This window comes from Halobaculum rubrum (assembly GCF_019880225.1).
GTDB lineage: Archaea > Halobacteriota > Halobacteria > Halobacteriales > Haloferacaceae > Halobaculum > Halobaculum rubrum.
In genome coordinates, this window is record NZ_CP082284.1 from 923417 (window position 1) to 937054 (window position 13638).

General features: G+C 70.3%; 11 protein-coding genes. 8 read left to right on the forward strand and 3 right to left on the reverse strand.

Annotated elements, in window-relative coordinates:
- The first annotated feature begins 78 nt into the window (after positions 1 to 78).
- The 4 genes from K6T25_RS04880 (at position 79) to K6T25_RS04895 (ending at position 6424) form a co-directional block, all read left to right on the forward strand.
- The gene (locus K6T25_RS04880) at positions 79 to 1221 is read left to right on the forward strand and encodes a GAF domain-containing sensor histidine kinase (protein ID WP_222916964.1); all 1143 of its coding nucleotides are present in this window, start codon (positions 79 to 81) and stop codon (positions 1219 to 1221) included.
- A 321-nt stretch (positions 1222 to 1542) separates the two neighbouring features.
- Positions 1543 to 4230 (forward strand): PAS domain S-box protein, encoded by a 2688-nt coding sequence (locus K6T25_RS04885; RefSeq protein WP_222916965.1) that lies wholly within the window; start codon positions 1543 to 1545, stop codon positions 4228 to 4230.
- A gap of 126 nt (positions 4231 to 4356) precedes the next feature.
- Complete coding sequence (locus K6T25_RS04890; RefSeq protein ID WP_222916966.1) at positions 4357 to 5418, forward strand: zinc-dependent alcohol dehydrogenase family protein; 1062 nt, start codon at positions 4357 to 4359, stop codon at positions 5416 to 5418.
- 70 nt (positions 5419 to 5488) lie between these two features.
- Entirely contained in the window at positions 5489 to 6424 is a 936-nt protein-coding gene (locus K6T25_RS04895; RefSeq protein WP_222916967.1) for an alpha/beta hydrolase, read from the forward strand.
- A 39-nt stretch (positions 6425 to 6463) separates the two neighbouring features.
- Here K6T25_RS04895 and K6T25_RS04900 read toward each other — a convergent pair whose 3' ends face one another.
- Positions 6464 to 7105 (reverse strand): hypothetical protein, encoded by a 642-nt coding sequence (locus K6T25_RS04900; RefSeq protein ID WP_222916968.1) that lies wholly within the window; start codon positions 7103 to 7105, stop codon positions 6464 to 6466.
- A gap of 101 nt (positions 7106 to 7206) precedes the next feature.
- Between K6T25_RS04900 and K6T25_RS04905 the strand changes: the two genes are divergently transcribed.
- Complete coding sequence (locus K6T25_RS04905) at positions 7207 to 7617, forward strand: DUF2237 family protein (RefSeq protein ID WP_222916969.1); 411 nt, start codon at positions 7207 to 7209, stop codon at positions 7615 to 7617.
- Positions 7618 to 7642: 25 nt separating this feature from the next.
- Here K6T25_RS04905 and K6T25_RS04910 read toward each other — a convergent pair whose 3' ends face one another.
- Together K6T25_RS04910 and K6T25_RS04915 are read right to left on the reverse strand one after the other, a co-directional pair.
- On the reverse strand, positions 7643 to 7825 hold the full coding sequence (locus K6T25_RS04910) for a hypothetical protein (RefSeq protein ID WP_222916970.1): 183 nt from the start codon (positions 7823 to 7825) through the stop codon (positions 7643 to 7645).
- Positions 7826 to 8376: 551 nt separating this feature from the next.
- Positions 8377 to 8976: a class I SAM-dependent methyltransferase gene (locus K6T25_RS04915; RefSeq protein WP_222917853.1), complete on the reverse strand. Its 600-nt coding sequence runs from the start codon at positions 8974 to 8976 to the stop codon at positions 8377 to 8379.
- A gap of 134 nt (positions 8977 to 9110) precedes the next feature.
- Here K6T25_RS04915 and K6T25_RS04920 point away from each other — a divergent pair, with 134 nt between their 5' ends.
- From K6T25_RS04920 to K6T25_RS04930, 3 genes are all read left to right on the forward strand, one after another.
- On the forward strand, positions 9111 to 9800 hold the full coding sequence (locus K6T25_RS04920) for an HAD family hydrolase (RefSeq protein ID WP_222916972.1): 690 nt from the start codon (positions 9111 to 9113) through the stop codon (positions 9798 to 9800).
- Positions 9793 to 10779: a phosphotransferase family protein gene (locus K6T25_RS04925; protein WP_225917806.1), complete on the forward strand. Its 987-nt coding sequence runs from the start codon at positions 9793 to 9795 to the stop codon at positions 10777 to 10779. The genes K6T25_RS04920 and K6T25_RS04925 overlap by 8 nt, the downstream gene beginning before the upstream one ends.
- Before the next feature lie 489 nt (positions 10780 to 11268).
- Positions 11269 to 13608, forward strand: coding sequence for a type II/IV secretion system ATPase subunit (locus K6T25_RS04930; RefSeq protein WP_222916975.1), 2340 nt, complete (start codon positions 11269 to 11271; stop codon positions 13606 to 13608).
- Positions 13609 to 13638: the final 30 nt, after the last annotated feature.

The window sequence follows — 13638 nt, forward strand, 5'->3', positions numbered from 1 at the left end:
GGCACAGGGAAACAACGGGCATCGATATCGGAGATCTCACAGCCAACGTTATACTTCCTGTAGCGCTGATCGGACACAATGAACGGGGCATCCGACCGGGAGGATATCTCGGATCTGGGCGCGATCCGGCGGATGTACCGCATCACCGCCGACTACGAGCGGTCCTTCGAGACGAAGGTGTCGGACCTGTTGGAGCTCGGCCGGGCGTATCTCGGGGTGCAAGCCGGGTTCCTCACGGAGATCGACGACGACGAACAGCTCATCGTCAACGCCAGCGGCGACCACCCGCTGTTACAGCCGGGGGAGTCGTGTCCCCTCGAGAAGAGCTACTGCCGGCGGACGCTCTCACACGACGGCTCGCTCACCGTCCAACACGCCGAGGTGGAGGGGTGGGAGGACGACTCCGCGTACGAGCAGTTCGGACTGGAGTCGTACATCGGGGCCGAGGTGCTCGTCGACGGCGACACCTACGGGACGTTCTGTTTTGCCGACACCGAGCCGCGGGAGGACCCCTTCAGCGAGCCGGAGTCGACGTTCGTTGAGCTGATGGCCGAGTGGGTGAGCTACGAGCTCTTCCAGAAACGGGCGACCGAGCGCATCGAGCGACAACGTGACCAGTTGGAGGAGTTCGCCCGGGTCGTCTCACACGACCTCCGGAACCCGCTCAGCGTGGTACAGGGGTATCTGGACCTCGCAGAGCAGACCGGGGAGCCGGAGCATTACCACCGGTGCCGGAACGCGCTCGACCGAATGGAGTCGCTGATCGAGGACCTGCTGGTGTTGGCTCGGGAGGGCGAGCCGATCGCCGAGACGGAGTCCGTCGACGTGAGCGAGGTGGCGGGCGACTGTTGGTCGTTCGTCGAGACCGAGGGGGCGACGCTGACCGTGGAGATCGACCGCCGGATCACCGCCGACGGGAGCCGGCTCCAGCAGCTGTTCGAGAACCTCTTTCGGAACGCGATCGAACACGGCGGCGGCGACGTCGCCATCCGCGTCGGCGAGTTGCCCGACGGGTCGGGGTTCTTCGTCGAGGACGACGGTCCGGGGATCCCGGAGGCCGAGCGAGGGCGGGTCCTCGATCACGGCTACTCCACGGCGGAGGACGGAACGGGATTCGGGCTCACGATCGTCACGCAGATCGCGGACGCCCACGGCTGGGACGTGACGGTGGCCGAGAGCGACGACGGCGGAGCGCGGTTCGAGATATCGGGCGTCGAGTGACCGGCACCGCCGTCGATACCCGACACGAAGGCGATCGCCGAGAGTCGGTCACACGTGCTCGCCGGACTCGACGACGGCGACGAACGAGGCCGTGCTGGAGGAGGTTGCGCTGGAGACCCTCCGCGAGTTCGCGGTCGACTGGGACGACCGACGGGGACGCCGATGCCACGGCGCGCCGGCGGCGGTCGCGACAGCGGTCGGCCGACCCGCTACCTGGGAGCGTCAACCACGCGATCACGTGGGCATCGGGACCGCCGGCGTCGACCTGGATCACTTCGGATACACCAACCCTCAAGTGCGGTCGAAACCTCGGTGAACCGGATGAGGAACCGATCCCGTACTGCGGCGTCCCCCGTCACTCCGTACTACGGGGACGGGTTCGAGGACCGACGGGACGAACTCGAGGCGACAGTTGACCGCCTCTCGACGGACGCCGGCGTCCCGCTCGACGCCCTCCGCGTGCTCGACGAGCTCGGCGCCGGCGCGGCCGGGAGGCCCGACGCGCCCGCCGTGGTCTTCGCGACCGAGGCCGATCCGATCCCGGCGGGCGTCGACCGACCGGTCGTCTGGGTGACGCCGAAGCCGGGGGTCGCCGGGGCGGCAATCGACGCGGGCGCCACGGACGCGATCGTCTGGGAACCGGGCGAGGACATCGACCTGCTCGCGGCGAAGCTCGAGCGGCTCTCGACGTCCGGCGAGCCGGCGGAAGACCCCGACGGCGAGCCGCCGGTGGTGCTCGAACGAGATCCGGCGGCTGACGGGACCGCGACGCTCGTCGACGGCGAGCACGACGACGCGCTCTACGAGTACCTCGTCAAGACCGTCGGCGACGCGGTGTACGTCCTCGACGACGAGGGACGGTTCACGTTCGTCAACGACGCGCTGTGCGAGATGACGGGGTACGACCGGGAGGAGCTGCTGGGGTCGTCCGTGCACCGGATCAAGGACGACGAGACGGTCGAGGAGGCGGAGGAGGCCCTCCGGGACCTGCTCAGGGACTACGGCCAGCGCGAGGGCGGCGAGCTGTCGATCGCGAAGCTCGACGTCGAACTCGTCAGAAAGGACGGTCGGCGTGTTCCCTGCACGGACCGGATGACGCTCAGACCCCACGAGGGCGGCTCGTTCTCCGGCACGGTCGGGACCCTCCGCGACGTGAGCCGCCAGCGTCGGCGGGAACGTATCCTGAACAACCTCCTGCGGGCGACCCAGGGGATGGTCGGGGAGGCGACGGCCGCCGGCGTCGCCGAGCGCGTCGTCGACGTCGCGATGAACACGATCGACGCAGAGAGCGCCGTCGTCCGGGAGCACGACCCCGAGACCGACGAGCTCGTGCCGATCGCGGTCCCCGACGCCGTCCGCGAGCGGATGGGGGATCGCCCGCGGTACGGTTCCGACGAGGGTCCCGTCGGGACGGCGTTCACGGAGAACCGCATCGTCAGGGTCGACGACCTCGACCACGTGGACGCAGATCTCGACGAGACGGCCACGTACCTGCCGATCGGCGACACGCGCACCCTGAGCGTCGGTCATCGCAGCGACGGGTCGTTCTCGAGCGAGGGACGGCAGTTCCTCGAGCTGTTGGCGGCGACCGCGGCGTCGGTCTTCGAGCGGGTCGACCGCGACAGGGAGCGCCGCCGGTACCGGGCCGCCGTGGAGGCCGCCGACGACATGCTGTTCACGCTGGACAACGAGGGCGAGTTCACGCTCGTCACCGACTCGCTCGCGGCGATGCTCGGGACGACTCCGGCGGATCTCGTCGGGACGCACGTCGCCGACGTGCTCTCGGGGGGCGCGGTCGCGGACGGATTCCTCGATCCGCCGATCCGCCCCGGGTCGACGGCGACTGAGACCGAACTGGTCTCCCGGGACGGCGAGGCGATCCCCGCCCGGATAGTCGTCTCCTCGATCGACGGCGTCGGTGCCGACGGCGTCGTCGGGACGGTGCAGGACATCCGCGAGCTCCGGACGGCGAAGGCGGAGGCCTCGCGACAGCGCCGCCGGTTCACCGAGCTGTTCGAGACCCTCACCGATCCTCTGGTGGAACTGAGCTTCGAGGGGGACGAGGCGACGATCCGCGCGGTCAACGACCGCTTCGTCGGCCTGACCGACGCCGGCGCCTCGACCCTCCGGGACGCGCCGCTGTCCGCGGCCCGAGCGTCGATCCCCGGGCCGATCGTCGACGCCCTCGTGGAACTCGGCGGCGCCGAGGGGACGGTCGAGCGGGAGGTCGACGTGCAGACGCCCTACGGCCGCCGATCGTATCTGTTGCGGAACGTTCCCTACCGCGACGACGGCGTCGCGCGGGCGTTCGTCGTGCTGACCGACGTCACGGAGGTCAAACAGCAGGAGACCCACCTGCGGGTGCTCCACCGACTGTTGCGCCACAACCTCCGAAACCAGACGAACGTGATCCTCGGTCGAGCGGAGCTGGTCCGGGCGGCGGACGACCTCGAGGACGCGGCGAACCACGCCGGGAAGATCGAGGAGGCGAGCAGCTCGCTCATCGAGACGAGCGAGACGGCCCAGGCGATCCAGCGGACGCTCCACGACAGCGACGGCGAGGTCGGGGGCGAGCCGGTGCCGGCGGCGGCGATCGAGGAACGGCTCGGTCGGCTCGCCGGGTCGATCGCGCCGGGGACGGACGTTCGGATCGACGTCGACGTCGCCGGTCCCGTTCCGTACGACGGCACCGTCCACCGGGCAGTCACGGAGCTGCTCGATAACGCCGTCGAGTTCGGCACGCCGGAGCCGGGGTCGACGGTCGAGATCCGAGTGACGGATCTGGACGCGGAGACGGTCCGGATCACGGTCGCCGACGACGGGCCGGGGATCCCGGACGCGGAGTGGTCGGTCGTCGCCGGCGATCGAGACATAACGCAGCTCCAACACGCGTCCGGGTTGGGGCTGTGGCTGGTGAAGTGGGTCTCCGACATGCACGGCGGCAACCTGCGGCTGGTGTCGGCCGACGAGGGCGGGACGACGATCGCGCTCGATCTGCCGACCGCGTGAGCCGGGGCGATCCGCTCGCGTGCGCTGCCGGCGACTGATCCGCGATCCGCTCGCGTACGCCGGCAGCGACCGGTCCTCGGAACCGACACGAACAATTATGTCAATCCTGACCAATTATCGTGTGGTATGCGAGCAGCAGTCCTGCGCGAACACGGGGAACCGCTCGACGTAACCGAGGTCGACGACCCGGAGCCGGAGCCGACGGGCGTGGTCGTCGAGGTCGAGGCGTGCGGGATCTGTCGGTCGGACTGGCACGGCTGGCAGGGCGACTGGGACTGGCTGGGCATCCAGCCGCAGCCGGGACAGATCCTGGGTCACGAGCCGGCCGGCCACGTAACCGCCGTCGGCGAGGACGTGACGAACTTCGCCGAGGGCGACCACGTCGCAGTCCCGTTCAACCTCGGCGACGGCACCTGTATGCAGTGTCGAACCGGTCACGGGAACACCTGCGAGAACCCGATGCCGCTGGGGTTCGTCGAGCCGGTCCCCGGCGCCTTCGCCGAACTGGTTCACGTCCCGGCGGCCGATCACAACCTCGTCCACCTGCCGGACGGCGTGGGCTCCGTCGACATGGCGGGGCTGGGCTGTCGGTTCATGACGGCCTTCCACGGCTTGGCCCACCGAGCGCCCGTCGAGGCGGGCGACTGGGTCGCCGTCCACGGCTGCGGGGGGGTCGGCCTCTCGGCGGTCCACGTCGCCGACGCCCTCGGCGCGAACGTCGTCGCCGTCGACCTCGACGACAACAAGCTCTCGACGGCCGAGGAGCTCGGCGCCGCCGAGACCGTCAACGCCGGCGACGCCGACGACGTGCCGGGGGCGGTGCAGGCACTCGCGGGCGGCGGCTGTCACGTCTCCGTCGACGCGCTCGGCATCGCCGAGACGTGTCGTAACTCGGTACTCAGCCTCGGCACGCGGGGAACGCACGTCCAGATCGGCCTCACCACCTCCGAGGACGAGGGGATGGTGAGCCTCCCGACGGACGCGATGGTGATGAAGGAGATCGAGTTCGTCGGCTCGCTGGGACTGCCGCCGACGCGGTACGACGAGATCTTCCGGATGGTCGCCCGCGACAAACTCGACCCCAGCGCCGTCATCAGCGAGACGGTGTCGCTGGACGACGTGAACGACAAGCTCTCGGCGATGACCGACTTCGGCACCGAGGGGATCCCGGTGATCGACGAGTTCTGAGGGGGAGAAGCCGGGCAGTCGGTCTCCCCGGCCACAGGTGGTTTACTGTCGGCCCCGTGAAGTCGGACCGATGCACGCCGACGAGATCGATCCGCAGGCCCGGGCGGCGGTCAAGCGACAGGACCGGTTCCCTCTCCCGCATAGCCGGTACGGGCTGAAGCTCCTCCGACTCCTCATGCGACCCGTCACCTGGGTACAGAACCGGAACCCCCCGAGCGTCGGCGCCGTCGTCGACCGATCGATCCCCGGTCCCGCCGGGGACCTCGACGCCCGCCTCTACCTCCCCGACGGCGACGGGCCGTATCCGACGGTCGTGTTCTTTCACGGCGGCGGGTTCGTCCTCGGGAGCATCGAGACGCACGACTGGCTGTGTCGCCACCTCACGAGGGAGAGCGGCTGTGCGGTCTGTTCGGTCGACTACCGCCTCGCTCCCGAACACCCCTTCCCCGCGGCCGTCGAGGACGCGTCCGCCGCCGTCGAGTGGGCCGCCGCGAACCCGGACGCCGTCCGGGGGACCGGAACCGTCGCGGTCGCGGGCGACTCCGCCGGCGGGACCCTCGCGGCCGCCGTCGCCCTCATGGCCGCCGAACGCGACGGGCCCGAGATCGCCCACCAGACGCTTCTGTATCCCAGCGTCGGCGTCGACCCGGACCGGCCCTCGATGCGCGACCACGCGGGGATCGTGCTCGACGAGGCCGACATCGAGTGGTTCGGCGACTGCTACTACGGGAGCGACGTCCACCGGCGCAACCCGTACGCCGACCCGGCGAACGCGGGCGACGTCTCCGGCGTCGCCCCCGCGACCGTCGTCACCGCGGGGTTCGACCCCCTTCGCGACGGCGGCCGGGCGTACGCCGAACAGCTCGTCCGCGACGGCGTCGCCACGCGGTACGTGAACTACGAGGACATGGTTCACGGCTTCATGACGATGCGGGGCGTCGATCGAACCCACGAGGCGATCGCGGCGGTCGCCGACGAGATCGCGGACGCGCTCGCCGACGAGTGAGGCTCCGTACAGCCGACGTGCCGGCGCCGTGCGGTCAGGTCAGCAGGCGCCGCCGCCCGCGCCCGCCGCCGCCGCGCCGGCGCCCGCACAGCTGGCGGCGCTCGCGCTCGCGGCCGCCGCGGCGGCCGTCCCGCCGACCACGACCGCGGCGTCGTCGCTCCGGCTGTAATCGACCGGCTTGCCCCACGCGACGGGGGCGACCTCGTCGTCGATGTCGTCGGCCGCCTCGACGGCGGCGCGGAGGTCCGCGACCGAGTAGCCCGCGTCGGTCGCGAAGCGGTCGACGAGATCCGTGGTGAGCAGCACCCGTCGACACTCCTCAGCCTCGAACAGCTCGTCCCCATCGAACGTGAACTGCACGTCGTAGTGGCGGACGAACACGTCCTCGAACGGCTCGTGGATCGCGGCGGCGGCCTCGCCGACGAGGTCCCACACGAGGTCGCGGTCCGGTTGCTCGACGTGCTCGCCGAGCGAGAACCGTGCGACCGGGACGACGACCGGTTCGCCGTCGGGACCCTCGTTGACGACCGCGACGGCGGTGATCCCGCAGTCCTCGACCGGATAGCCGGCGCGGTCGACGGCGTCCCGAAGCGCCTCATCGGCGGTCTCCTGACGCGATTCGATGTCGACCTGTTCGTCGGGCGTGTCGGCTCCGAGCAGTCGCTCCAGCAGGGAGGGCATCGAACGAGGTATCGGGGGACTGGGACTTCGGTGTTCCGGCCGCGGTCGCCGCCGCCGTCCGGCGCGGCCTTTTCATCGTCGCGTCCGTTCGTCCGTCCGGGATGACCGAACCACGGACGGACGACGACGGCGCCGACGCGGAGGAACCGGAGCGGAACGTCCTCGGCGAACCGCTCCGAGAGTGCAGCGCCGACCCCGAGACCGGCTTTCTTCGTGACGGCCGCTGTCGTCACCTCGCCCGGGACCCGGGACGCCACGAGGTGTGTGCGGTCGTCACCGACGAGTTCCTCCGTTACTCGCGCGACCGCGGCAACGATCTGGTCACGCCGCGGCCGGACCTGGGGTTCCCGGGCCTGTCCGACGGCGACCGGTGGTGTCTCTGTCTGCCGCGTTGGGAGGAGGCGCGAGCTGCCGGCGTCGCGCCGCCGGTCGTGCTCGCGGCGACGAACGAGGCGGTACTGGAGGAGGTCTCACTGGAGACACTCCGCGAGCACGCCGTCGACGACGAGTGATACCACCGGCGGGCGACACTGCCGGTCAGCCGCCGTCGGTCATCGATCCGGCGAAGTACGCCGCGTCGGCGGCGAGTGAGTCCCGCCCGGAATCGGCGACGACCGTGGTAAAATCGTCGCCGTCGCAACGCGCACAGCGCGCCGGCTCGTCGAGGTCGGCGTGGACGAGCCCGCACCGGTCACAGGAGACGTACCGTAGTCCGAGCACGGCCGTCAGGAGGCACCGGCACCACAAAACGCCGCCGGCGATCACGGTCGGTGGTTACAGTCAGCTGTCCCCGAGTCCCGGGAAACGGGTCAGGGGCGTCCCTCCGGGACCCGCGTTCGCGCTCGGACCGCGGTCGTTGAGACCCGCTGTCGATGTCGAAACCCACCGACAAACCGTTACGGAAGTACGAGGAGAAAGTCCCGTGCTTTAGCGCGGGTATGAATCCGACACCTCTCCGCAAACACCGTCCGAACTACCCAAACCGATGGTTTAACTAACTCATCACCCTACTAACAGCCAACCGAGGCGGCCTGCCCGCCCGCTTAATCGGACAGTATCGGGATTCCCTGATTCCACGCAGAAGGCACCCCCTTCTGCCCGGAACACGGGGTGCAGTCACCAAAAGTATCTCCGAATCCCACGCCGGGATAGGAGTACCGGCTGGGTGGCACAGCCAGTAGCTGTCCGTCGGGGTGGCTACAAATCGTAACCATCCCAACCCAGCGGTGCGGTACCGTGGGAATCCTCGCCCTTTCAGCGCGGAGAGGATGTCAATCCTCCCGGATCGCGAAGACGAACTCGGTGCCGCTCCCGAGGGGGTCGTCGGCGGTGACGGTCCGGTCGACCCGGAACTCCGCGTCTTCCAACTGTGCGAGCGTCGCCTCCCGACCGGGCGTCGAGAAGAACATGTCCCCGTCCATCCAACCCCGGCGGACCGTCTCGTAGCGCCCGCCCGGCAGGGTCATCAGGAGGCGGCCGCCGGGGCGAAGCACCCGAGCGAACTCACGATACACCGTCGGCTGGTCCTCCCGCGGGACGTGAAAGACGGCGTGGTAGGCCGTGATCCCGTCGATGCTCGCCGTCCGAATCGGGAGACGGCTCATCTCGCCGTGAACCAGTCGACTCCCGGGAGCGCGCTCGCGTGCGAGGGCCAGCCCCGCCCGAGAGACGTCGAGGCCGACCGCGTCGTCGGGGAGGTTCGCGAGCGTGCGGGCCCCGTCGCCGCAGCCCGCGTCGAGCACCAGCGGCGCCGGCGGGAGGTCAGCGAGCAGGTCGTCGATCAACGCGGCGTCGGAGCCGTCCGGGTCTCGACGCCGGGCGTACGTCGCGGCGACCTCGTCCCACGCGCGCATCACCGCCTCCGAGTCCATCCGCGACATACGTCGAACACGTGCGCGGTCGACAAAGGTTCGATCCCGGCCGCGAGCCTGGGCGCCGCACGGAGGCGGTCCCCGACACCCGCCGGCGACCGAACTGGTTTATTCGGTCGGTCGAAGTCACGAGCGTGAACAGATACGAGGCTGTCCTCTTCGACCTCGACGGGACGCTCTGCCGGCAAACCGGGGACGTGACGGCGGCGTACGAGGCTGCCTTCGAGTCGGTCGGCATCGACCCGTTCGGCGAGCCGGGCGCGCTCTGGCCGCTGCTGGACGGCCCGCCGGACCCCGACGACCACGTGGGGTATCTCGCGACGGGATTCGCCAGGCTGGCGACTATCCACGACCGGCGGGTCGACCCGGTGGCGTTGTCGACGGCGTTCGTCGCCGCCGTCGACCACGGTGCCGTCGAGTTCACGCCCGGCGCGGAGGCGGCCCTCGACGGCGCCCGGGAGACGGCTCGAACCGGACTCGTGACGAACGGACCCCGGAGCAGGCAGTCACCGAAGGTCGAGGCGCTCGGACTCGCCGAGCGTCTCGACACGGTCGTGTACGCCGGGGATCTCCCGCGTCGAAAGCCCCACGTCGAGCCGTTCGACCGCGCGCTCGGGGCGCTCGACGTCGCGCCGGCGGACGCCGTCTACGTCGGGGACTCCCTGAAGTACGACGTCGCCGGTGCCTTCACCGCCGGACTGGACTCCGTCTGGCTCCGGCCCGATCCGGATGCTGACGACGAGGGGTACCGTCCGACGTGGACGCTCGATTCGCTCGACGCGTTCGACACCGTTCTGGAGTACCCGGGTGAGGCGGGTGACTGACCCGAGGGCGGCCGTGCGCCGGGCGTTCCCCGAACGGGACGTCGCGTCGGTCTCGCCGGTTCGGCGCGGGAACCGCAAGGCGACCGCCGTGGTCGAGTTCACGGTCGGCCCGCCGGTCGTCGTGCAGACCGGCGGCGACGTCGACGCGCTCCGGTCGGAGGCGGCCGTGACGATGGCGATCGACGACGCGACGTCGATTCCCGTGCCGACGGTGCTCGCCGGCGGCCTCGCCGGCGACGACGCGTACGTGATCACCGAACTGGTGCGAGGCGAGGACCTCCACGAGCGGTTCGCGGGTCTCGATCCCGGGCGACGGCGCGAGATCGCTCGTTCCTTCGGGCGGTACCTGGGCGAGATCCACGCCGCCGCCACCTTCGGGAGCTTCGGCGATGTGGAGCCAACGGGCGAGGAGTGGGCGGGCGAGGAATGGCCGACGGAGGCGACGGTATCGACGCTCGGGGTTCACGAGCACACGGAGCCGGTCGCGTGGCTCGGGCGCTACGGACGCGCCGCGCTCGACCGACTCCCGCCGGCGTTCGACGCGGTCGCCGCCCGGATCCGGCGACGACTCGACGAGGCCGCGGGCGACGCAGTGCGGAACGCGGCCGGGCGGGTGTCCGAGCCGGTGCTGTTCCCGTGGGACCTCCGACCGGGGAACGCCCTCGTCGGCGAGGGCGGCGTCGCCGCGGTGCTGGACTGGGAGTCGCCGATGGCGGCACCGGCCGCGCTCGCCGTCGCGAAGGTCGAGTACCTCGTCGTCGACTGGTACCTCGACGACCCGAGCGCGGAGCGAGCGGCGTTTCGAGCCGGCTACGAGGCCGTGCGTCGGTACCCCGAGGTCGACCCGCTCGCCCGGGCGCTCGCGATCGCGGACACCGCGGTCGACTCGACCGGCGCGGTGACGAACCCGATGTACCCCGAAGTCGGCCGGGAGGCGGCGATCGGGTTCCATCGACACGCGCTGGCACGGACGCTTTGACCCTCGGCTTCGGACAATCGCTCTGTCCGCCGTTAGTGAGACGGTGTCGATGGATGAGATGAACGACAAGCTCTCGGCGATGACCGACTTCGGCACCGAGGGCATCCCGGCGATCGACGGGTTCTGAGGGGTGAGAAGTCGGGCGGTCAGTTCCCCGGGGGAGTGCGGGGGAATGTCTACCGTGAGAAGGTGCATCAGCGCACGCCGGCGGGCGCGAACGCGCTCGCCGACAAGTGACCGCCCGGTCGACCGGCGCGCCAGCGACACTGACGGACGCGACTCTCGCCGGAACCGACGGAGCGCTCACGCAGAGCACGGGCTCGGTCGTCTCTCCCGGTTCCGAGCCGGGGCCGTCTCACCGATATCGTCGATATCGCCGGAGTCGTAGTACGTGCGGAGTTCGACGATCCGCCGCACAGTTATCTCCTCTTCGACAACCATTAATTTTCAATGTAAAGTACTAAATACCATATCGAGCCAGATGTGGTAATGACCGATCAGACGGGCGATCGGCCGAGCGTGCCGGCGCCCGAACCGCCCGACTCCGCCGATGCCTGGTACGCGCCGGACGTGCGGGCGCAGTACGAATCGTATCCGGGCGTCGTCGCCACCGTCCGCGAGCGGCGCGGCGCCGCGGGCAGCCAGTTCAGCTACGAGACGCGCGAGCCGAGCCTCGGCCCAGCCGGCGAGCGGGCGGTCGAGCGCGTCGCCGACCGCTTCGACGCGGGGCAGCACCGCCGACCGCTCACCCGGGCGGGTGCCCTCGAGCGCGCCGACGCCGGCTTCGAGCCGAAGTACGAACGCGCGCTCGACAGACTCGTCGACGCGACGCCAGCGTTGCGCCGGCGCGTCGACTACCACACGCTTCGGGAGTTCCGACTGCTCGGACGGGTGACGCCGATGGCGCTCGACGATCGGGTCGAGGTCGCCGACGTGAGCGGCGAGGACGGGCGAGTCGTCGTCCACACGAGCGACTTCGCGCCGGCCGTCACCGAGGTGCCCGTGAACGCGTTGTACGTGGGTCGGGTCGCCAGCGAGCGCCTGCGGACCTACGAGGTGAGCTTCCAAGGGTTCGCGGTCGAGGTCGCGGTGTACCGCGATCGACTCCTCGGCGACGACCGGTTCGCGACGAAGTACGCCGTCCGCGAACCGCCGCTGCTCCCCGGCGACGAGGAACTCATCGCCGAGTGCAAGGAGCGCGTCTGGGAGACGACCGCGACCGAGGTCGTCGAGGATCGGGCCGCGTTCGTGCGTGAACGCGCCCGCCGGTTTCTCTCCCGCCGACTCACGGCCCGAGACACTCGCGCGTGGCTCGACGCGACCCGCTTCCGGGTTCGGTCCGCCCTCGCCGAGTACGATCTCGCGGTGCCGCCGGTCGACTCCCGCTACGCCCCGGACCGGCTCGCGGACCTCGTGTACTACGTCCTCCGCGACTACGTCGGACAGGGCGTCCTCACGATACCGCTTCGCGATCCTCACCTGGAGGACGTGGAGGCGAACCGCGTCGGCGAGCGCGTGAAGGTCGTTCCACGGGCCGGGGCGGACGCCGACGGTCGCGTCCCGACGAACCTCGCGTTCGACTCGGAGACGGAGTTCGTCAACGTCGTCACCCAGCTGGCCGCGCTCGACGGGACCGAGCTGAACGCCTCGAACCCCAGCGCCAAGGTGAACGTCGACCTCGACGGCGTCCCGGAGACGATCCGGTGTGCGGTCGCGCTCCCGGTCATCTCGGGCGGCGGCCCGCACCTCTCGGTGCGCAAGCAGTCGAGCGACCCGCACACGCCGGTGGATCTGGTGAACTCCGGAACGCTCCCGACGGAACTCGTCACGCTCCTGTGGATGCTGTACGAGCACCGCGGCGTCGTCCTGTTCTCCGGCCCGACCGGCGCGGGGAAGACGACGTTGATGAACGCCCACACGCCGTTCATCCCGTTCGACGCCCGACCCGTCTCCATCGACGAGGGGAGCCGGGAGGTGTCGCTTCCCCACGAGACGGGCATCTCGCTGACGACGCGCGACCACGAGAACGAGTTCAAGCGCGTCACGATGGCGGACCTGATGACCGAGACGAACTACCTCAACCCCGACGTGGAGGTGATCGCGGAGGTGAACACCCCCGAGTCGTTCGAGACGTTCGGCGAGAGCCTCAACACCGGCCACGGCGTGCTCGGCACCACCCACGCCGACGACGTGGACGCGCTCGTCAACCGGGTCATCGAACAGGGGCTTCCGCCGTACCTCCTCGGCGAGATCGACCTCGTCGTCTTCCCGCACAACGCCGACGGCGACCGCTACGTCAGCGAGGCGATCGAGTTGAGCGACGGCGGCGCGTTCGACGACTGTGCGGGTGCGGGCGGCGTCGTCGAGAAGGACGGGACCACGGTGGGCTGGAACCAAGTCCTCGACCGCGGCCCGGACGGCGACTTCTCGTTCGCGTACGACCACTCGGAGTTGGGCGACGCGACCCGCCGGCTCGATCACCGGGTGTTCCACCGGATCGCCGACCGAACGGACCGGACCGTCGACGCCGTCGAGCGGGAGTTCCACCGGAAGCACCGCTACGTCCGCTATCTCGTCCGCGAGGACGTGACCGACGTCGAGGAGACGTTCGACTTCCTCGCGGACCTGCGCACCGACGAGGCGGCGACCGTCGAGCGCGTTCGGCGGGAGACGACCGCGCGCAACGGGGCAACCGACGGCGCGGACTCCGTTGCCGGGGATACTGCGGCCGGTAGCGGGCGCCACACCGACCGCGAACGGCCGAACGGGCCCGACGGATCGGAGGCCGACCGATCGGACATCGAACACGCGGAGGAGGATCGTCAGTGAGCGATCTCGCCTCCGGAGGCGGCACCTCGT